General features: G+C 64.6%; 17 protein-coding genes. 10 read left to right on the forward strand and 7 right to left on the reverse strand.

Annotation, left to right across the window (positions count from 1 at the left end; translation table 11 throughout):
* Positions 1-200 precede the first annotated feature (200 nt).
* Positions 201-620, forward strand: a complete 420-nt coding sequence (locus tag ACVINW_RS09870; protein WP_456751115.1) for a VOC family protein — start codon at positions 201-203, stop codon at positions 618-620.
* 190 nt (positions 621-810) lie between these two features.
* The gene (locus ACVINW_RS09875; RefSeq protein ID WP_456751116.1) at positions 811-2,391 is read left to right on the forward strand and encodes an AMP-binding protein; all 1,581 of its coding nucleotides are present in this window, start codon (positions 811-813) and stop codon (positions 2,389-2,391) included.
* 7 nt (positions 2,392-2,398) lie between these two features.
* On the opposite strand, the gene ACVINW_RS09880 is transcribed toward ACVINW_RS09875, so the two are convergent.
* The 4 genes from ACVINW_RS09880 to ACVINW_RS09895 form a co-directional block, all read right to left on the reverse strand.
* Positions 2,399-3,688: a cytochrome P450 gene (locus ACVINW_RS09880; RefSeq protein WP_456751117.1), complete on the reverse strand. Its 1,290-nt coding sequence runs from the start codon at positions 3,686-3,688 to the stop codon at positions 2,399-2,401.
* 243 nt (positions 3,689-3,931) lie between these two features.
* Complete coding sequence (locus ACVINW_RS09885; protein ID WP_456751118.1) at positions 3,932-5,029, reverse strand: HD-GYP domain-containing protein; 1,098 nt, start codon at positions 5,027-5,029, stop codon at positions 3,932-3,934.
* 268 nt (positions 5,030-5,297) lie between these two features.
* Positions 5,298-7,583 carry a molybdopterin cofactor-binding domain-containing protein gene (locus ACVINW_RS09890; protein WP_456751119.1) on the reverse strand — a complete coding sequence of 762 codons (2,286 nt, stop codon included), beginning with the start codon at positions 7,581-7,583 and terminating at the stop codon, positions 5,298-5,300.
* Complete coding sequence (locus ACVINW_RS09895; RefSeq protein WP_456751120.1) at positions 7,580-8,071, reverse strand: (2Fe-2S)-binding protein; 492 nt, start codon at positions 8,069-8,071, stop codon at positions 7,580-7,582. The genes ACVINW_RS09890 and ACVINW_RS09895 overlap by 4 nt, the downstream gene beginning before the upstream one ends.
* A 285-nt stretch (positions 8,072-8,356) precedes the next feature.
* On the opposite strand from ACVINW_RS09895, the gene ACVINW_RS09900 reads away from it, so the two are divergent.
* The 3 genes from ACVINW_RS09900 to ACVINW_RS09910 are packed head-to-tail and all read left to right on the forward strand — an operon-like array spanning position 8,357 to position 10,217.
* Entirely contained in the window at positions 8,357-9,124 is a 768-nt protein-coding gene (locus ACVINW_RS09900; RefSeq protein WP_456751121.1) for an alpha/beta fold hydrolase, read from the forward strand.
* 34 nt (positions 9,125-9,158) lie between these two features.
* Positions 9,159-9,494 carry a hypothetical protein gene (locus ACVINW_RS09905; protein WP_456751122.1) on the forward strand — a complete coding sequence of 112 codons (336 nt, stop codon included), beginning with the start codon at positions 9,159-9,161 and terminating at the stop codon, positions 9,492-9,494.
* Positions 9,495-9,542: 48 nt separating this feature from the next.
* Positions 9,543-10,217, forward strand: a complete 675-nt coding sequence (locus ACVINW_RS09910; RefSeq protein ID WP_456751123.1) for a dienelactone hydrolase family protein — start codon at positions 9,543-9,545, stop codon at positions 10,215-10,217.
* Positions 10,218-10,358: 141 nt separating this feature from the next.
* On the opposite strand, the gene ACVINW_RS09915 is transcribed toward ACVINW_RS09910, so the two are convergent.
* The 3 genes from ACVINW_RS09915 to ACVINW_RS09925 form a co-directional block, all read right to left on the reverse strand.
* Positions 10,359-11,093, reverse strand: a complete 735-nt coding sequence (locus ACVINW_RS09915) for a polysaccharide biosynthesis/export family protein (RefSeq protein WP_456751124.1) — start codon at positions 11,091-11,093, stop codon at positions 10,359-10,361.
* 116 nt (positions 11,094-11,209) lie between these two features.
* A complete protein-coding gene (gene msrA, locus ACVINW_RS09920; RefSeq protein WP_456751125.1) occupies positions 11,210-11,869 on the reverse strand; it encodes a peptide-methionine (S)-S-oxide reductase MsrA in 660 nt (219 codons plus the stop codon).
* A gap of 125 nt (positions 11,870-11,994) precedes the next feature.
* The gene (locus tag ACVINW_RS09925) at positions 11,995-12,312 is read right to left on the reverse strand and encodes a hypothetical protein (RefSeq protein ID WP_456751126.1); all 318 of its coding nucleotides are present in this window, start codon (positions 12,310-12,312) and stop codon (positions 11,995-11,997) included.
* Positions 12,313-12,684: 372 nt separating this feature from the next.
* Between ACVINW_RS09925 and rpsT the strand changes: the two genes are divergently transcribed.
* The 5 genes from rpsT (at position 12,685) to recF (ending at position 18,663) form a co-directional block, all read left to right on the forward strand.
* On the forward strand, positions 12,685-12,951 hold the full coding sequence (rpsT, locus tag ACVINW_RS09930; protein WP_021077661.1) for a 30S ribosomal protein S20: 267 nt from the start codon (positions 12,685-12,687) through the stop codon (positions 12,949-12,951).
* Positions 12,952-14,205: 1,254 nt separating this feature from the next.
* The gene (dnaA, locus tag ACVINW_RS09935; RefSeq protein WP_456751127.1) at positions 14,206-15,636 is read left to right on the forward strand and encodes a chromosomal replication initiator protein DnaA; all 1,431 of its coding nucleotides are present in this window, start codon (positions 14,206-14,208) and stop codon (positions 15,634-15,636) included.
* A gap of 254 nt (positions 15,637-15,890) precedes the next feature.
* Positions 15,891-17,009, forward strand: a complete 1,119-nt coding sequence (gene dnaN / locus ACVINW_RS09940) for a DNA polymerase III subunit beta (protein WP_456751128.1) — start codon at positions 15,891-15,893, stop codon at positions 17,007-17,009.
* A 78-nt stretch (positions 17,010-17,087) separates the two neighbouring features.
* Complete coding sequence (locus ACVINW_RS09945; protein WP_456751129.1) at positions 17,088-17,453, forward strand: endonuclease domain-containing protein; 366 nt, start codon at positions 17,088-17,090, stop codon at positions 17,451-17,453.
* Positions 17,454-17,526: 73 nt separating this feature from the next.
* The gene (gene recF / locus ACVINW_RS09950; RefSeq protein ID WP_456751130.1) at positions 17,527-18,663 is read left to right on the forward strand and encodes a DNA replication/repair protein RecF; all 1,137 of its coding nucleotides are present in this window, start codon (positions 17,527-17,529) and stop codon (positions 18,661-18,663) included.
* Positions 18,664-18,783 lie beyond the last annotated feature (120 nt).

Below are 18,783 nucleotides of genomic sequence, written 5' to 3' on the forward strand. Positions count from 1 at the left end.
AGCAGGGTTTGGTGCCCTGCCCGTTTCTGTTGCGTTGCGTGCGGCGCGGTTTTAACAAACAATGCCAGATGCGGCCAGTGCGACACGTGCGCCGCCGACCGCGACGAAAGACTAAGCTGCAATCCTGTCATGACGCGTTTTCTTCACGCGAACCGGTATCCACTTCGCTCGAAAACGCTCTGGACCGAAGAGGATCGATCATGTCCGTCAAGGTGAATGGGCTCGACCATCTCGTGATCAATGTCAGCGATGTCGTGCGCTCGGTCGCCTGGTACAGCAGGATCCTCGGTATGGAGGTGAAGGTGTTCGACCCCGGCAAGGGCAAGACGCCGCGCACTTCGCTGGTGTTCGGCAACCAGAAGATCAATGTGCGGCCGCGCGATGCCGACAAGGTGGATTGGTTCACCGCCGATCACGCGGCCGCCGGCAGCGACGACCTCTGCTTCCTCACCTCGAGCACGCCTGACGAAGTGGTCGCGCATCTGAAGGCCAACGGCGTCAACATCGAGGAGGGCCCGGTCGCCAGGCAGGGCGCGCGCGGCACGCTGCGCTCGGTCTATTGCCGCGATCCCGACGGCAGCCTGATCGAGATCTCGTCATATGAGCGAGACGCGACGTAGCATCATTACGAGGCAGCGATGCGCGCCCGCTCATAGGTGCGTACGATAGACCCAGCTCTTCCGCGCGGCGGAACGGATCGCTTCGGCGCAACATTGCTCTGCAAATCCCGGTTTGCGCTCGGCGCACGCCGATGGCAGAACTGCTCCCAACCAAGATCAATGGCGGCCGCCCAAGGCTGCGGGAGGACATATGACCAGTTCAAAGCCGGTGCCGGGAATCGTCGGACCGTTTGCCGGGCTCGACGTGCCATGGCTACTGAGAATGCGCGCCGAGGTGCGCCGCGATCATCCGTTCCTGATCTGGGCGCCGTTCGATGCGCCGGCGCGGCACTGGAGTTACGGTGAATTCCATGAGCGCGTCGGCGCGCTCGCCGCAGGCCTTGCCAAACGCGGCATCAGGCAGGGCGATTATGTGCTGATCCATCTCGACAATTGCGTCGAGGCGATCATGTCGTGGTTTGCCTGCGTCGAGCTCGGCGCCATCGCCGTCACCACCAACACCCGCTCGGCCGCAGCCGAGATCGAATATTTTGCCGGCCATTGCGGCGCGGTCGCCGCGATCACCCAGCCGGCTTATGCCGAACTGATCGCGACCAACTGCAAGAGCCTGCGCTGGATCGCGGTGACCTCGCACGACGCCGGCCAAGCGCCGGCGCAGGCGCCTTCGCAAGGCGACAGTTTTGAAGCGCTGTTCGGCGACAGCGCCGACCGGCCGCGCCGCCCGACCGATCCGCTCGCCCCGTGCAGCGTGCAATACACCTCCGGCACCACGTCGCGGCCGAAGGCGGTGCTGTGGACCCATGCCAACGCGCTGTGGGGCGCCAAGATCAACGCCGCACATCAGGACCTTCACGCGACGGACGTGCACCAGACCTATCTGCCGCTGTTCCACACCAACGCGCTGGCCTATTCGATGCTGGCGATCCTGTGGGTCGGCGGCAGCTGCGTGATCCAGCCGCGCTTCTCGGCAAGCCGCTTCTGGCCGGTCGCGCTCGAGCACGGCTCGACCTGGACTTCGACGATCCCGTTCTGCATGCGGGCGCTGCTCGATCATGAGGTGCCGAAGAACCACAAGTTCCGGCTCTGGGGCACCGCGGTGAACGCGCCGCCGGCGTTTGCCGTGTTCGGCATCAAGATCATCGGCTGGTGGGGCATGACCGAGACCATCACCCACGGCATCATCGGCGAGGTCGACCAGCCCAACACGCCGATGTCGATCGGCCGCGCCGCGCCGGAATACCAAATCCGCATCGTCAATGATGACGGCACGCCGACCGGCGTCGGCGAGACCGGCAATCTGCTGATCAAGGGCATTCCCGGCCTGTCGCTGTTCGCCGAGTATCTGCACAACGAGAAAGCGACGCGCGAGAGCTTCGACGAGCACGGCTATTTCATCACCGGTGACCGCGTCACGATGCTGGAGCATGGCTACATCAAGTTTGGCGATCGCTCCAAGGACATGCTGAAGGTCGGCGGCGAGAACGTCGCGGCTTCCGAGATCGAGCAAGTGATCGCGGTGGTACCTGGTGTCCGCGAGGCCGCGGTCGTCGCCAAGAAGCATCCGATGCTGGATGAAGTGCCGGTCGTCTTCATCATCCCGCAAACCGGCGTTGCGGCTCTGCCGGCCGATCTGCACGACAAGGTCATGACCGCCTGCCGCTCGGGCCTCGCCGACTTCAAGGTGCCGCGCGAAATCCGCTTCGTCGACGAGATGCCGCGCTCGACGCTGGAGAAGGTCGCGAAGGCTGAGCTGCGGAAGATGCTGGAATGACAGGTGGTCAATTCACCTCAAACCTAATCGGAAGCTTCTTCGGACCACTGACGAAGTAGGCCTGCGTCATCTTCACCTCGCCGTCGAGCGTGAGCGATTTCAGGTGCGGCAGCAGCTCCTCGAACAGGATGCGCATCTCGAGCTTGGCGAGATACTGGCCGAGGCAGAGATGCGCGCCATAGCCGAACGCAACATGGCGGTTGGGCTTGCGGTCGCTGCGGAAGCGGTCGGGGTCCTCGAACACCTCCTCGTCGCGATTGCCCGAGGCGTAGCACAGCATCAGCCAGTCGCCCTTGGCGATCTTGCGGCCGCCGAGCTCGGTATCTGATGTGGCCGAGCGCATGAAATGCTTGACCGGCGTCATCCAGCGGATCGCTTCGTCCACCAGGCCCGGGATCAGCTCCGGGTTGGCCTTCACCTTGGCGAATTCCGCGGGGTCTCGCGCCAGCGCCCAGATCGCGCCCGCGGTCGAGGACGAGGTGGTGTCGTGGCCGGCGGTGGCAACGATCATGTAATAGCTGGTCTGGTCGTGCTCCGGCATGTAGTCGCCGCCGATCTTCGCGTTGGCGATGACGGTGGCGAGATCGTCGCGCGGGTTCCGGCGGCGCTCCTCGGTGATCTTGCGGAAGTAGGCCGAGAAGTCGGCGATGATCGCCTGCAGCATCACGGAGACCTGCTCGGCACTGAGCGCATCGCGGACGCGCGCCGTATCCGGATCCTGCGGGCCGAACAGCTCCTGCGTCAGCTTCAGCATGCGCGGCTCGTCCGCCTCGGGCACGCCGAGGATCTCCATGATGACGTGCAGGGGATAGCCCAGCGCGACGTCCTCGACGAAATCGCAGGTGCCGCCGCGGTCCAGCATGCGCTGCACCGTGGCGCGCGCGATCTCGCGCACGCGGCCCTCGAACTTGCCGAGATTGGCCGGCATGAACCAGCCCTGGGTCAGCGCGCGGTATTTCGGATGGTCGGGCGCATCCATCTGCACCAGCGAGCGCACCAGATTGGGTCCGCCGGTGATCTTGCGCACGCGCTCCTCGAGCGCCCGGTTGGTCAGCGTGGTCGGCCGGTCGGCATTGTGGAACAGGTCGTTCTGCCGGCTGATCGCCTGGATATGGGCGTGCTTGGTCACCACCCAGAACGGATCGAACTTGTCCGGCCGGGCGATCCCGAGCGGATTGTTGGCGCGCAGCCAGCGATAGCTGGCGTGAATGCGGTCGTCGGCATAGGCGACGGGATCGACGAGGGTTGCCGCGATGTCAGCGGGGATGTCGACATCCCCGGTCGTTGCCGTGTCCATGATCGTCCTCACCCGCGCAAAGCATCGGTCATGCCGATGATCGCCGGAATCTAGGCGGGGTTAAGGTCGCGGACTTGCGTTGATTGGCTAAGGCCGTCGCCGGAGCCGTCATTGCGAGGAGCGAAGCGACGAAGCAATCCATCGGTCCGCGGGCGTGGAGCGATGGATTGCTTCGCGGAGCCTGTCATCGGGCGCGCGTTCGCCGACCCGTTGGCTCGCAATGGCGGCAAAGGCCGCGAAGGCTCAGTAATGCCCGAATGCCACCGGGCGGAACGCCTGCAGCAATTGCTGGTCAAGCTTGCCGCCCATCTCCTCCATCATGGAGAACGCCTTGGCGTGGGTGAACTGCAGCCGGTAGGCGCGCTTCTCGACCAGCGCGGCATAGACATCGACGATCGTGGTGACACGGACGATGTCGCTGATCTGGTTGCCGCTGAGGCCGTTGGGATAACCGGTGCCGTCGAGGAATTCGTGGTGATGCAGGATCACGTCGAGCATTTCCGGCGGGAAGCCGCCCTGCGCTGACAGTGCCTCGTAGCCGCGACGCGGATGCTCGCGCATCTCGGCCATTTCCTCGACCGTCAACGCGCCGGGCTTGTCGAGCAGCGCGACCGGAACGAAGGCCTTGCCGACATCGTGCAGCAGCGCGGCGCGGGCGAGCCGGCGCTGGTCGTCGTCGCGCATGCCGAGATGCTGCGCGAACGCGACCGCAAAGCCGGTCACGAACAGGCAATGGCGATAGGTCTCCTGATGATGGCAGCCGACGGTGGTCAGCCATTCACGCAGCGAATTGTGCTTGATCGCTTTCAGAATCTTGTTTTCGGCGGCAACGATGTCCTCGAACTTGAGCGGTTCGCCGGCGCGCATCCGCTCGAACATCTTGACCATCACGCCATGCGCGGCTTCGACACCGCGGTTGAGCGCCTTGCCGCGGTCGGTCTCGTCATAGCCGCTGTCGTCGGGAAATGCGGCGCGGATGCGCTGCAGGATGCCGCGCGCATCGAACGGCCGCGAGATCGTGTCGGTGGCGCCGAGCGCCCAGGCCTGCATCGAGGCGTGATGCAGCGCATCCGCCAGCACGAACAGCCGCGGCATCTCGCGATAGGCGTCGGCCTGCAGCTTGCTGCGGACCAATTGCACGGCTTCGGGCGAGCGCAAATTGATGTCGACGACGATGCCGGAGAGATCGCGGGCCGGCCGCTCGGGAATATCCGATGTCGGAACGGTATCGACCTCGCCCACCGAGCGCAGGATGCTGGCGAGCTCGTTGCTCTGATCGCTTCGATCTGACGCCAGCAGGAGGCGGCGCTTCGAAGTCTGGTTATTGGCCAAGGCAGTCATGACATCCCCGTCGCGGTAACGACCGACGCCGGGACGCTACCTGACGATGCGTTCCCTCCGGCTTAATGGGGATGCTGAACGATGGTTAAGCACAATAGGCGCAATTTGAACGATTGTGGAATCCGCCTGCAAAATCAGGCCGGCCGGAAATGGTCGAGCCGGCCGCGTCGGCGGCGACTCGTGAATTCTTGCGGCTTCGCCCATGCGCGTCGCAAAGAAAACGCCGGAGAGCGGTCAAGCTCTCCGGCGTCTGCATTGGTTCAGGCCATTACGCCTTCATCGCCGCCTTGACCGCTTCCGCGGTGATCGGTAGGCCGCGGACGCGGGCACCGACCGCGTTGAACACGGCGTTGCCGATCGCCGGCGCCACCACCGTCACGGCGGGCTCGCCGACGCCGGTCGCCTTCTCGCCATTAGCGATCACGTTGACCGCGACTTCCGGCAGCTGGCTCATCCGAAGCGGCGTGTAGCTGTCGAAGTTGGTCTGCTCGATGCCGCCGTCCTTCAACGTCGCCTTCTCGAACAGCGCCAGTGACATGCCCCACAGCGCCGCGCCCTCGACCTGGGCCCGGATGCCGTCGGGATTCACCTGCGTTCCAACGTCGGTCGCAACCGTCAGCTTCTTCACCGTCACCTCGCCCGACGGGGCGACGGCAACATGGGCGACGCAGGCGGTCCAGCTCGCCGTGGCGCGCTCCTGCGACGACACGCAGGCCACGCCCATGCCTTCGCCCTTGGGCAGCTGCTTGGTGCCGTAGCCGGCGAGACCCATCGCAGCGAGCAAGGTGTTGCGGAGACGCTGCGCGCCGCCGTCATTCTTGCCCTTGCCGTCGAGCAGCGAGATGCGCAGCTGGGCGGGGTCCTTGCCGGTCGCGTGCGCGATCTCGTCGATCATGCTTTCGACCGCCCAGAACGTCCAGCCCGGCGCCACCGAACGGAGCTGACCCGACGGGGTGGCGTTGTGCGCCATCTCGTTCTTGATCGCCCGCACATAGTGATTGGGCACGGTGTAGAAGAAGTCCGACCCGTTCACCGTGAAGGAATCGAGCGGACCTTTCTTGTCGACCGAGGGCGTGAGGAAATCAGGGATCCCCCAGCGCGCGGTCGGCCAGGCCGAGACCACGTCGTGGCTCATCGCGACGATCTTGCCGTCGCCGTCCATGCCGGCCTTCACCTTCTGGTAGGTCAGCGGACGCGAGAAATCCATCGTCATGTCGTTCTCGCGCGTATAGATGACCTTGACCGGCTTGCCGACGGCCTTCGCCGCCTGCACCGCGGGCACCATCATGTCGGCGTCGAGACGCCGGCCGAAGCCGCCGCCCAGCCAGGCCTGATGCATCACCACGAACTTCGGATCGATCCCGGCGGCGCCGGCTGCGATCGCACCGGAGCGCGTCGCGAACTGGTTGCCGGAATAGATGTGCAGGATGTCGCCCTTGAACTCCGCGGTGGCGTTCATCGGCTCCATCGGCGCATGGATGTTGATGTTGGTGGTGTACTCCGCCTCCAGCACCTTGGCCGCCGAGCCGTAGGCCGCATCCGGATCGCCGTCCTTGACGAAGAACTGGCCGGAATCGCTCAATCCCTGAAGCCGCTTGGCCTCGGCGAGCAGCGACTCGCTCGACAGCTTGGCGTTCGGACCGCCGTCATAGCTGATCTTCAGCGCCTCGGCCGCCTTCTTGGCATTGGCGTAGGTGTTGGCGACCGCGACGACCCAGCCGGTCGTGGTGGTGGTCTTGTCGTCGAGGGTGACGGCCTTGATGAAGCCCGGCACCTTCTTGGCCGCGCTGTCGTCGACCGACTTCACGGTGGCGCCGTAGCGCACCGGCGGGGTAACCAGCGCGCCGTAGACCATGCCCGGCAGCATCGTGTCGATGCCGTATTTCGCCGTGCCGTTGACCTTGAACGGGATGTCGAGCTGCGGCACCGAGACACCGATCATTGTGTACTGATCCGGCGTCTTCAGCTTGATCGCCTTCAGATCGTCAGCCGTGAAGGTCTTGGTCGCCTTGCCGCTCTTCACGATTTCGGCGAACGACATCGACTTCTTCGACTTCGGATGGCTGATCGTCGACGCGCGCACCACCAGCTCGCTGGCCGGCACGCCCATCGAGGCGGCCGCCGCCTCGGTCAATGCGATCCGGCCGGCGGCGCCGGCGCGGCTCATTGCGTCGAAATTCATCATCGTCGACCAGCTGCCGCCGGTGATCTGCGCGCCGAGCACGGGATCGTTGTACTTCGGATCGTTGGAGGCGAGCTGGACCCGCATGTCCTTCCAGTTCGCGCCGAGCTCTTCGGCGACGATCTGCGCCATGGTCGAGGCGACGTGCTGGCCCATATCGGCCTTGCCGCAGGTCACGGTGACGACACCATCGGGCGCGATCGCATACCAGACGCTCGGCTCGAAATTGGCGGGTGCGGGCGCCGCGAGCGCCTGGTCGATGCCGGACGCGGCGTAGCCGAGCACGAGACCGGTCGCAGCGGTACCGACCAGGAAGGAACGGCGGCTGAGATCGGTCGTCTCGGGAGCGAGGTTCTTCACGTGCTTGTTCATGTGGCCCTCCGCTCGGATCCGGTGGCCGATGCGGTGCGCATGTCGGACGCAGCGCGCATGATCGCCTTCTGGATTCGTGAATAGGTCATGCAGCGGCAGAGATTGCCGTCCATATGCGCGACCACTTCTTCCTTGGTCGGATTGGTGTTCTTCGACAGCAGCGCGGCCGCCTGCATGATCTGGCCGGACTGGCAGTAGCCGCATTGCGGCACCTGCTCGGCGACCCAGGCCTTCTGCAAGGGATGATCGCCCTTGGGCGACAGGCCTTCGATGGTGGTGATCTTCTTGCCGACGGCGTCGGCGACCGAGGTCTGGCAGGACCGCACCGCTTCGCCGTTGACGTGAACCGTGCAGGCGCCACAGAGACCGGCGCCGCAACCGAATTTGGTGCCCGTCATCTGCAATTGCTCGCGGATGACCCAAAGCAGCGGCGTGTCATTGGCCGCCTCGACGGACATACTCCGTCCGTTGATATTGAGATTTGGCATCTCTCTCCCCTTCCGGTGTCGGAAGCCGCTTACGGCGGCAACTCACTGTTGGGTCATGGCTGGCGCCCACCGGGTAAGCGACAGTTGCCGAAACAATGATCCGGTTCCCGGCTGGAGGCAATCCAATTTGGAATTGCTCGAAAAGAATAAATTTCGGAAACTGCTTGTTGTGCAATGCGGCAACGGCATGAAGCTTTTGAAATGCCAGTATTGATGCCGTATCGATCACTCCTACCAAGGTCGGTATTCGCCGGACCTGAGGTCGACAACAGAAGGAGCCCGTCAATGGCCAAGCTCAACCGTAGCGGCGTCGACATCTATTATGAGATTCACGGCGAGGGCCCGCCCTTGATTCTCACCCACGGCTATTCGTCGACCACGGCGATGTGGCAGGGCCAGATCGAGGCACTGTCGAAGCGGCACAAGCTCATTCTCTGGGACATGCGCGGGCACGGCCAGTCCGACTATCCCGACGATCCGGATGCTTATGGTGAGGCCCTGACCGTGGGCGACATCGCCGCCCTGCTTGATGCCGCCGGCGCCGACCAGGCGATCGTCGGCGGATTGTCGCTCGGCGGCTACATGTCGCTGGCCTTCCATCGCGCCCATCCGGAGCGGGTGCGCGCGCTCCTGATCATCGACACCGGCCCCGGCTTCAAGAAGGACGACGCCCGCGAGGTCTGGAACCAGCGAGCCCGCGACACCGGCGACCGGTTCGACCGCGAAGGGCTCGACGTGCTGAAATCGCTGAGCGCCGAGCGCGCCTCAGTCTCGCATCGCAACGCCAGGGGCCTCGCGCTCGCCGCGCGCGGCATGCTGGCGCAGCGCGATGCGCGGGTGATCCAGTCACTGCCGGGAATCAAGGTGCCCGCGCTGGTTGTGGTCGGCGCCGACGACACACTGTTCCTGGCGGCGTCCGACTACATGGCAGCGAAGATCCCGGGCGCGCAGAAGGCGGTGATCCCGAACGCCGGCCACGCCGTCAACATCGACCAGCCGCAGGCCTTCATTGCCGCTGTGTTGCCATTCCTGGACGGCCTTGAGGCCAAGTAAGGGATCGAGTGCAAGTAACGATCAGGGACACGCCATGAAGACGATCGCCGTCGCACTGCTGCTGACTGCCGCTGCGACAGAGGCGAACGCGCAGAAGCTGCCGTTCGTGACAGCCCCGTCGACCTTCACCGCGACGCTGTCGAACAGCACGCCGCTGGTGTTCGGCATGGGCAAAGAGGACGCGCAGCGCGCGCTCGGCACACCCTTGACGTATGTCAGCGGCCGGCCCGGCAACGAGATCTTCCTCACCTTCCGCGACATCGGCGGCAGCGGGCTGTTCCCGCATCACGACCGCCTCTTTCTCCAGTTCCGCAAGCACCGGCTGACTGGCTGGAAGGCCGACTGGGGCGAGAACTGGATGTGGCGCTAACCCTCGTCAAAGAACTTCATGCAACCCCCAACATGACAAGGACGGACCATGGGACAAGACATCAAGCTGAAGGCCTCCGACGGATTTGAACTCGGCGCCTATCGCGCCGATCCCACCAGCGCGCCGAAGGGCGCCGTCGTCGTGATCCAGGAGATCTTCGGCGTCAACCACCACATCCGCTCGGTCTGCGACCGGCTGGCGAAAGAAGGCTATGTCGCGGTTGCGCCCTCGATCTTCGACCGCATCACGCCGAACTTCCAGAGCGGCTATTCACCCGACGAGGTCGCCGAGGCGCGCAAGTTCGTCGCCAGTCCGGACTTTCCCGCGATGCTGCGCGACAGCCAGGCGGCGATCGACGCGGTGAAGTCGGTCGGACCTGTCGGCATCATCGGCTTCTGCCTCGGCGGCAGCATCGCCTATGCGGCCGCCACCAAGCTGACCGGCCTGTCGGCCGCGATCGGCTATTATGGCGGCGCCATCATCCGCTTCGCCGACGACAAGCCGACGGTGCCGACCCAACTGCACTTCGGCGAGAAGGATGCCGGCATTCCCTTGAGCGACGTCGAGACCATCAAGTCGAAACGGCCCGAGGTCGAGGTCTTCATCTATCCCGGTGCGCAGCACGGCTTCCATTGCGACGAGCGCGCCAGCTACGACAAGGCCAGCGCCGACATCGCCTGGCCGCGCAGCATGGAGTTTTTCGCGAAGCATTTGCGGAAATAGGGCGCCGCTTTTTCCCAACTCGTCATTCCGGGACGCGCGAAAGCGCGAGCCCGGAATCCATCTGCCGGCATCATTTGTGGTGAAATGGATTCCGGGCCTGCGCCTTGCGGCGCATCCCGGAATGACGGCGGAGAGAGTCCACTAAAACCAGCGCTCGCCAACGAACACCGTATCGCCCGGGCTCATCGGCGTGCCCAGCGGCACCACGAAGCGGCCGGCGCCGGACGCGTCGGTATGCGTCAACGTCACGCTGTCGCGGCGGGCGCGGGGCGAGAAGCCGCCGGCGATCGCGACCGCGCTTTCGACGGTCATGTTCGGCACATAGGGATATTGGCCCGGAGCCTGGACCTCGCCGAGAATGAAGAACGGACGATACGACTCGATCTCGACCGCCACCGAAGGCTCGCGGATGAAGCCGTTGCGCAGCCGCGCCGAGATCTCGCCGGCGAGGCCGGCCGGTGTGCGGCCGCGCGCCGGCACCGAGCCGATCAGCGGCATGGTGATCGCGCCGGCGGCGTCGATCGCATAGGAGTTGGTGAGGCCTTCCTGGCCGTAGACCACGACGCGGAGCTTGTCGCCCGGGCCGAGATGATAGGAATTGTCGTAGCCAGCGGGCCCACCCGGGGCGGCGGCGTAAACGACCGGGGCGGCATAGCCATAACCGGGAGAAGCGCTGGCGAAGGCGGATCGCAATGCGCTGATTGCACCGCCGCCTCCGTCAGCAACCGGAGCGGGCGCGTAGGCCGGGCCGTAGGTGACGGCATCGACGCCTTGCGGGCCGACGGCAACGGGACCGGACGTGCTCATGCAGCCAGACAGCGCGAGCGCAGCCACAACGGCAGTGATCGGCAATCGTAACGCGCGTGCAACCGGCACCGGACCTATCCCTCAACTACGAGACAGGCCCAGTCTTGCACCACTTATGGTTAATAAAGGGTTTTCGAGGATCGGTGGGGAAGCCGGAAAACCCGGCTTCCCATCGAACTGCAAGATCAGGCGGCGGTGACGCCGACGCCGATCGGGCACGACACGCCGGTGCCGCCGAGCCCGCAATAGCCTGCCGGATTCTTGGCAAGGTACTGCTGGTGGTAGTCCTCGGCGAAGTAGAATTCGCCCGCGGGGGCGATCTCGGTGGTGATCGCACCGAGCCCCTTGGCGGCAAGCGCCTTCTGATACATCGCCTGCGACTGCTCGGCGGCTCTGCGCTGCGCATCGCCGAACGTGTAGATCGCGGAGCGATATTGCGTGCCGATATCGTTGCCCTGGCGCATGCCCTGCGTCGGGTTGTGGTTCTCCCAGAACGTCTTCAGCAGCTTCTCATAGGAGATCTTCTTCGGGTCGAACACGACCAGCACCACTTCGGTGTGGCCGGTGCGCCCCGAACAGACTTCCTCATAGGTCGGGTTCGGCGTGTGGCCGCCGGCATAGCCGACCGCGGTGGTATGGATTCCGTCGCCGAGCTCCCAGAACTTGCGCTCCGCGCCCCAGAAGCAGCCGAGCCCGAACACCGCCTGCTCGAGGCCTTGCGGATAAGGCGGCGTCAGTTTGCTGCCATTGACGAAATGCGTGGTCGCAGTCGGAATCGGCGTCGCGCGGCCCGGCAGCGCCTCGGCGGCACTCGGCAACGCGGTGGTCTTGCGCATGAACAACATGGATACCTCCGGGCGGGACATCGGCCGACGCGGCAAACGGCCTGCGGGCCGACTGTCACCTATATATGTCGTTACGTGGACGATGGCAGCCCTGTTACGATGGGCCAGGCCCGAGAGGGCCATAGTCAGTCGCGCGCGTAGCCGATCAGGGGCTTGCGCGGCCGGAACAGGACCATCAGCAGGATCCCGGCGATGCCGAACACCGCGAACACCGGCTGCTCCAGCAGCAGGCGAATCACGTCATTCCAGAGCCACGGTGCGAAGCGATCCACCCAGGCATGAAACGCCTGCTGGCTCGACTGGTGGATGTCGTTCCAGAACTGGCCGAATTGGGTGAACCGCAGGCTCTGGTCGGCGACGTAGCGCGCTCCGTCATAGACCATGAAGATGAAGCCGCCAGCCAGCAGCAAAAGGCCGATCAGACGGAAAAAGCCGCGGATCATGCGTCACCCTAACTCCCTGTCGCGCCCCAGGCGTCGTCAGGCCTTACCGGGCGCCCCCGGGAAATTCAACCTCTTCAGCGGCTTATCCGGTCCCCGGAGGCCCAATTTCCGGCCCTTTTTGGGTCCCGAAAGCGTTGACGCTGCTGCTTGCGCCATCTATAAGACCGGCCGATGGCGGCGGGCGCAATCCTGCCGCCGCTGTTCTTTGGACAGTGCCGCATGCGGGGGCAGCATTTTGCGCTCTTCGGATGGCCGCCTCAAGGACACCCAAGCAGATACCTTGGACCAATACATCAGAGTTGAGATTTGAACCGGCCGGTGCGCGCAAGCCCGACCACTGAGCGATCACCGCCGAAGGACAGTTAGAGAACCATGGCCAACACCACCTCCGCCAAGAAGGCGACCCGCAAGATTGCCCGCCGCACCATCGTCAACAAGTCGCGTCGCACCCAGATGCGTGGCGCGGTGCGCACCGTCGAGGAAGCGATCAAGAGCGGCGATCGCGAGGCGGCACTCAAGGCGATGCGCAAGGCCGAGCCCGAGCTGATGAAGGCGGCGCAGCGCAACATCATTCACAAGAACCTCGCGAGCCGGAAGGTGTCGCGTCTCACGCAGAGCATCGCCAAGCTCGCCAAGTAGAGCTTGCCAAGTAGAGCTCGCGACGCTCGCCGCGCGAGCTGACTGAAAAACACATTTGTCACGAAGCCCGGCTCGCGCCGGGCTTTTTGTTTTTGTCTCGTCTTTCGTCGTGGAAGTTTTTGTCGTGGAAGTTTCATAGCGCGAGAAGACTGCGCATTGCCGCGCAACGAACCGCGTGTCATGTTTCGTCGCGTCCGTAGTTCTACCGGCTCAATATGCTTAATGCGGCGCACTCGCGCAGAGATTGTTCTTCGCTAAGCTGGATAGATGGAATAGCGCGCGTCAAAAAAAGCGACGCGGGGTTACCCTGCAAAAGCAATCGTGAAAAATCACGCTTCGCGAATTACTTATGCACATAGTGCCGGACAGCGATTGGAAAAATGACCGGCGCGAGACCAAATGTAAATTTTCTATGAAAAATTTTTGGTATTGCACCATGGTTTGTGACACGCGTGAATCTGCGCGGTGATTCAAAAACTTGCTTTCTCAACTCAGCGTCGGCAGCGCCGCAACAGTTGCGAAGAGTCGCGATCCCCGTCGAATCCACGGATTGTCAGGAAATGCGCTTGGTGTATTTATTTCTTGTTCGCGACGCCCACGGCTCTCCAGATCAGCGCGGTTTGAGACCCAAGGGCGGACGTGCAAATCGGCGGCGGTGTGCGCGTTAGCGACGCTCTCCAAGCGAAGCTAGATTGACGGCTCATAGCGATATGAGGATGGTTGACCTGTGTCAAAATTTCTCCGGCGATGTCCCCGGCAATTTGGGTGATCGAACAAGAGAGACCAGGCCTGCCGTCGGAATCTTGGCAGCGGGAACGCGGCGCAAGCGAACGGGTTGACGACGACACGCGGCGGCGAAGCGCCGGGCATTTCGGTGTTCGGTAGCGGCAGTTCGAATTTGAAGACACGAGCAAGCTGACACCTTGCCGCGATCCATCGCGGCGGGAGGGGGAGGACTTATGCCTTACGGTATCATAACTGCAGTCGAACCAACGACAGCCGAAGCGCAGATTTCCAGTGGTGCCGTAATCAACCCCTCGGACGCCGGCTCTTACCCGCAGAGACCGTCGAGTACGCGCTGACCTCGCGGGACGCATCTTCTCCAAACAGCTGATCTGTCGCGTGGCGCATCATCGCCACACGGGAGAGCTTTGTCCGGAGCAGACCGCGCCCGCTGGAGGTCGCGTCGTGGCAGGAAACCTGCACGGCGCTTTCGCAATTATCTTCTCTCAGATTTGGAAAAGTACGAAGGCAATGACGAACACGGAACAGGATCGCTGGTCGCGGGTGAAGGGACGTTTGCGGACGAGCGTTGGCGAGGACGTTTACACGAGCTGGTTTGCACGGATGGATCTGGAGAGCGTGCACGACGAGAGCGTGCACCTGTCGGTTCCGACCCGGTTCCTGAAGAGCTGGATCCAGGCGCATTACGCCGACCGCGTGCTCACCTGCTGGCAGGCCGAGATGCCCGAAGTGCATCGCATCGACCTCACCGTGCGCTCCGCGATCCGCGTGATGGCCCCCGCGAAGGAAGCGGTTGCTCCGGTCGAAGTGCGCCGTGTCGAGCGCCACGACGGTCGTCCCGCGCCGGAACTGCGCTCGGTTGCGACCGCGCCGGTGTCCGCGAGCCATGACGCGCTCGGCGGCTCGCCGCTCGATCCGCGCCTGACCTTCGCAAGCTTCGTCGTCGGCCGTTCCAACACGCTGGCCCATGCGGCGGCGCGCCAGGTCGCCGAAGGCCGCCGCGGCGATCCCGTGATGTTCAACCCGCTCTACATCCATGCCGGCGTCGGCCTCGGCAAGACGCACCTGCTGCAGGCGGTCACCTGGGCCGGCAATTCCGGTGGCGAGCGCAAGGTGCTGTATCTCACTGCCGAGAAGTTCATGTATGGCTTCGTCGCGGCGCTGAAGACGCAGACGGCGCTGGCCTTCAAGGAGGCGCTGCGCGGCATCGACGTGCTTGTCATCGACGATCTGCAGTTCCTGCAGGGCAAGTCGACGCAGGCCGAGTTCTGCCACACGTTGAACGCGCTGATCGATGCCGGCCGCCAGGTCGTGATCGCGGCCGATCGTCCGCCGTCCGACCTGGAAAGCCTCGACGACCGCGTTCGCTCGCGGCTCGCCGGCGGCCTCGTGGTCGAGATGGCTTCGCTCGGCGAGGAACTGCGGCTCGGCATCCTCAAGTCGCGCGTCGCCGCGGCCCGCGCCCACCATGCGACCTTCGACGTGCCGGAGGAAGTGCTCGACTATCTGGCGCGCACCATCACCCATAATGGCCGCGACCTCGAAGGCGCGATCAATCGCCTGCTGGCGCACTCCAAGCTCAACAACCAGCCGGTGACGCTTGAGATGGCCGAGCGCGAGGTGCGTGACCTGATCCGCCCGCAGGAACCGAAGCGGATCAAGATCGAGGACATCCAGCGCGTGGTCGCCCGGCAGTACAATGTCAGCCGCTCCGACCTCTTGTCGTCCCGCCGCACCGCCAATGTGGTGCGTCCGCGCCAGGTTGCGATGTATCTGGCGAAGACGCTGACCCTGCGCTCGCTGCCGGAGATCGGCCGGCGCTTCGGCGGCCGCGACCACACCACGGTGCTGCACGCCGTGCGCAAGATTGAGGCACTGGTCGCCAAGGACACGACGCTGTCCGAGGAAGTCGAATCGCTGAAGCGTCAGCTTCAGGAGTAGACTTCCGTCGCAAGCCTCGCCGGTTCGGTCGCCCTCCCCTTTGCTGCAAGGGGGAGGGCGACCTATTTTCGGGCTCAAAACGTGGGGAACAGACGCCGTCTCCCTTGCGCCAGCCGGCCATCCGCGCCACCTTGCGGTCCCCCCGTGGGTTTGATCAAATCCGGTATTGATCCGACTTATCGGGTTTCCGACGCCGCGATGCTGCCTCAACGGCCGCCCGGCTTTTCCATCTGAGGGATCTGGCGGGTATTGCAATGAAGGTCACCGTCGAGCGCGCGCAACTGCTGAAATCGCTGGGTCACGTTCACCGCGTGGTCGAGCGCCGCAACACCATCCCGATCCTCGGCAACGTGTTGATCCGCGCCGAGGGCGCCAAATTGTCGCTGAAGGCCACCGACCTCGACCTCGAGGTGACGGAGACCCTGGCTGCCGAGACGGCAACCGCCGGCTCGACCACGGTGCCGGCGCACATGTTCTACGACATCGTCCGCAAGCTGCCCGACGGTTCGCAGATCGTGCTGGAGGCCGATGGCGACCGCTCGGTGCTCGCCGTGCGCGCCGGCCGCTCGCGCTTCACGCTGCAAACCCTGCCCGAGAGCGATTTCCCCGGCCTTGCCGCCGGCGACATGACGCATTCGTTCTCGCTGCCGGCCTCCGACATCAAGCGCCTGATCGACCGCACCCAATTTGCGATCTCGACCGAAGAGACCCGCTATTACCTCAACGGCATCTATCTGCACGCCGCCGGCAGCGCCCAGGCGGCGACCCTGCGCGGGGTTGCGACCGACGGGCATCGGCTGGCGCAGATCGATCTCGCGCTGCCCAAGGGCGCGACCGGCATGCCCGGCGTAATCGTGCCGCGCAAGACCGTCGGCGAGGTGCAGCGATTGATCGAGGGCGACGACGCCGAGATCTCGATCGAGCTGTCGGACGGCAAGATCCGCTTCACGCTCGGCAATGTGGTGCTGACCTCGAAACTGATCGACGGCACCTTCCCGGATTACGGCCGCGTCATTCCGCAGAACAATGACAAGGAACTGGTCGTCGACAAGAAGGATTTCGAGGCCGCCGTCGACCGCGTCTCGACCATTTCCAGCGAGCGCGGCCGCGCCGTGAAGCTCGCATTGTCTGCCGGCAAGCTGATCCTGTCGGTCACCAATCCGGATTCCGGCAGCGCCACCGAAGAGATCGAGGTCGAGTACGCCTCCGACGCGCTCGATATCGGCTTCAACTCGCGCTATTTGCTCGACATCGCCGCCCAGATCGAGGGCGAAGTCGCGGTGCTCAAGCTCGCCGATCCCGGCTCGCCGACGCTGGTGCAGGACAAGGACAGCAAGGGCGCACTCTACGTGCTGATGCCGATGCGGGTGTAATGATTTCCTCCGCACGCGCAACCGCATCCTCTCCCCTTGTGGGAGAGGGTGGCGCCAAAGGCGCCGGGTGAGGGGTTGGTGCCGCGCACGCCGCACCATCGCCCGACCGACGAGCGCCTCCGCAGCTTCGCAAGGAAGATGCGCCAGCAGCCAACCGATGCGGAAGCGAAGATGTGGCGCCTGCTCCGAGATCGGCGCCTGTCGCACTTGAAATTCCGAAGGCAAGTTCCATTTCGCAATTGCATTCTCGACTTCGCGTGCTTCGAGAAGCGCCTCGTCATCGAGATCGACGGCGGACAGCACGCTTCGTCGCCCCGTGACGAATCCAGAACTGACGCGCTTGTGGCGGAAGGCTTTCAGGTCTTGCGCTACTGGAACAATGACGTATTGCGGATGCTCGCGGCGGTGCTGGAAGACATCGTCGCCAAGCTTGCCGAGCTGTGAGATACCCCTCACCCGTCGCCTCACTCCGTGAGGCGCCACCCTCTCCCACAAGGGGAGAGGGGAAGGAAGAGAGATGACCCCGTCCCGCATTCATCGCCTGTCGCTGACGCATTTCCGCAATTACCGGGCGGCGACGTTGCAGGTTGCGGGCGACATGGTGGTGCTGGTCGGGCCGAACGGCGCCGGCAAGACCAATTGCATGGAAGCGGTCTCGTTCCTGTCGCCGGGCCGCGGCCTGCGCCGCGCGACCCTGGACGATATCGCCGACAACCAGGGCGACGGCTCCTGGGCGGTGTCGGCCGAAGTCGAGGGCGCGCTCGGCCTCGCCACGCTCGGCACCGGCATCGATCCGCCGACCGGCGAGGCAAGCAACACGAGGCGGTGCCGGATCGACCGCGAACCGGTGGGGTCCGCAACTGCATTCGGCGATCATCTGCGCATCGTCTGGCTGACACCGGCAATGGACGGCCTGTTCATGGGCGCCGCCTCGGAACGGCGGCGTTTCTTCGACCGCCTGGTGCTGGCGATCGATTCCGAGCATTCCGGCCGCGTCTCGGCGCTGGAGCGCTCGCTGCGCTCGCGCAACCGGCTGCTCGAGGTGCGCAACTATGACGACCATTGGTGTGATGCGATCGAGCGCGAGACCGCGGAGCTGGCGGTCGCGGTCGCCGCATCGCGCGGTCAGACCGCGGCGAAGCTCGCGGTGATGCTGCGCGAGCGCGGTGCCGCCTCGGCCTTCCCGTCCGCCGAGATCATGCTCGACGGCTGGATGGAGAATGCGCTGCTGCAGGAGCCCGCAACCGCGGTGGAGGACCGCTACCGCGAGATCCTGCGCGCCAGCCGCCCGCGCGACGCCGCCGCCGGACGCACGCTGGACGGCCCGCATCTGACCGATCTGCAGGTGGTCTACGCGCCGAAGAACATGCCGGCGCGCGACGCCTCGACCGGCGAGCAGAAGGCACTGCTGATCGGGCTGGTGCTGGCGCACGCCACGATGGTCGCGGAGATGACCGGCATCGTGCCGCTGCTGCTGCTCGACGAGGTCGTCGCCCATCTCGATCCCAACCGCCGCAGGGCGCTGTTCGACGAGCTCGGCAAGCTCGGCGCACAGGTCTGGATGACCGGCGCCGATCCCTTGGCCTTCGTCGACATCGGTCCGCGCGGCGAGATTTTCGACGTCGAATCCGGCCGCGCCACGCGGCGCGGCTGAGGCCGCTGAGCCGGCTCCGTGAGGGCCTCGAATCTGCCCTCGAATCGGGCTTTTCAGAGGGTTCGGAATCGACCTCCCGAGACCTTGAAAAAGGCCTAAAAAATCCCATCTATTCAATAG

It is taken from the genome of Bradyrhizobium sp. USDA 4461 (genome assembly GCF_054055655.1).

Bases quoted from the DNA above. Each gene is read 5' to 3' on its own strand.
- ACVINW_RS09905 (WP_456751122.1), top strand. From the start codon at position 9,159: ATGAAGACGATCGCCGTCGCACTGCTGCTGACTGCCGCTGCGACAGAG.
- dnaA (WP_456751127.1), top strand. From the start codon at position 14,206: ATGACGAACACGGAACAGGATCGCTGGTCGCGGGTGAAGGGACGTTTG.
- ACVINW_RS09875 (WP_456751116.1), top strand. From the start codon at position 811: ATGACCAGTTCAAAGCCGGTGCCGGGAATCGTCGGACCGTTTGCCGGG.
- ACVINW_RS09925 (WP_456751126.1), bottom strand. From the start codon at position 12,312: ATGATCCGCGGCTTTTTCCGTCTGATCGGCCTTTTGCTGCTGGCTGGC.
- ACVINW_RS09895 (WP_456751120.1), bottom strand. From the start codon at position 8,071: ATGCCAAATCTCAATATCAACGGACGGAGTATGTCCGTCGAGGCGGCC.
- recF (WP_456751130.1), top strand. From the start codon at position 17,527: ATGACCCCGTCCCGCATTCATCGCCTGTCGCTGACGCATTTCCGCAAT.
- rpsT (WP_021077661.1), top strand. From the start codon at position 12,685: ATGGCCAACACCACCTCCGCCAAGAAGGCGACCCGCAAGATTGCCCGC.
- ACVINW_RS09870 (WP_456751115.1), top strand. From the start codon at position 201: ATGTCCGTCAAGGTGAATGGGCTCGACCATCTCGTGATCAATGTCAGC.
- ACVINW_RS09890 (WP_456751119.1), bottom strand. From the start codon at position 7,583: ATGAACAAGCACGTGAAGAACCTCGCTCCCGAGACGACCGATCTCAGC.
- ACVINW_RS09910 (WP_456751123.1), top strand. From the start codon at position 9,543: ATGGGACAAGACATCAAGCTGAAGGCCTCCGACGGATTTGAACTCGGC.
- ACVINW_RS09885 (WP_456751118.1), bottom strand. From the start codon at position 5,029: ATGACTGCCTTGGCCAATAACCAGACTTCGAAGCGCCGCCTCCTGCTG.
- dnaN (WP_456751128.1), top strand. From the start codon at position 15,891: ATGAAGGTCACCGTCGAGCGCGCGCAACTGCTGAAATCGCTGGGTCAC.
- msrA (WP_456751125.1), bottom strand. From the start codon at position 11,869: ATGTTGTTCATGCGCAAGACCACCGCGTTGCCGAGTGCCGCCGAGGCG.
- ACVINW_RS09900 (WP_456751121.1), top strand. From the start codon at position 8,357: ATGGCCAAGCTCAACCGTAGCGGCGTCGACATCTATTATGAGATTCAC.
- ACVINW_RS09880 (WP_456751117.1), bottom strand. From the start codon at position 3,688: ATGGACACGGCAACGACCGGGGATGTCGACATCCCCGCTGACATCGCG.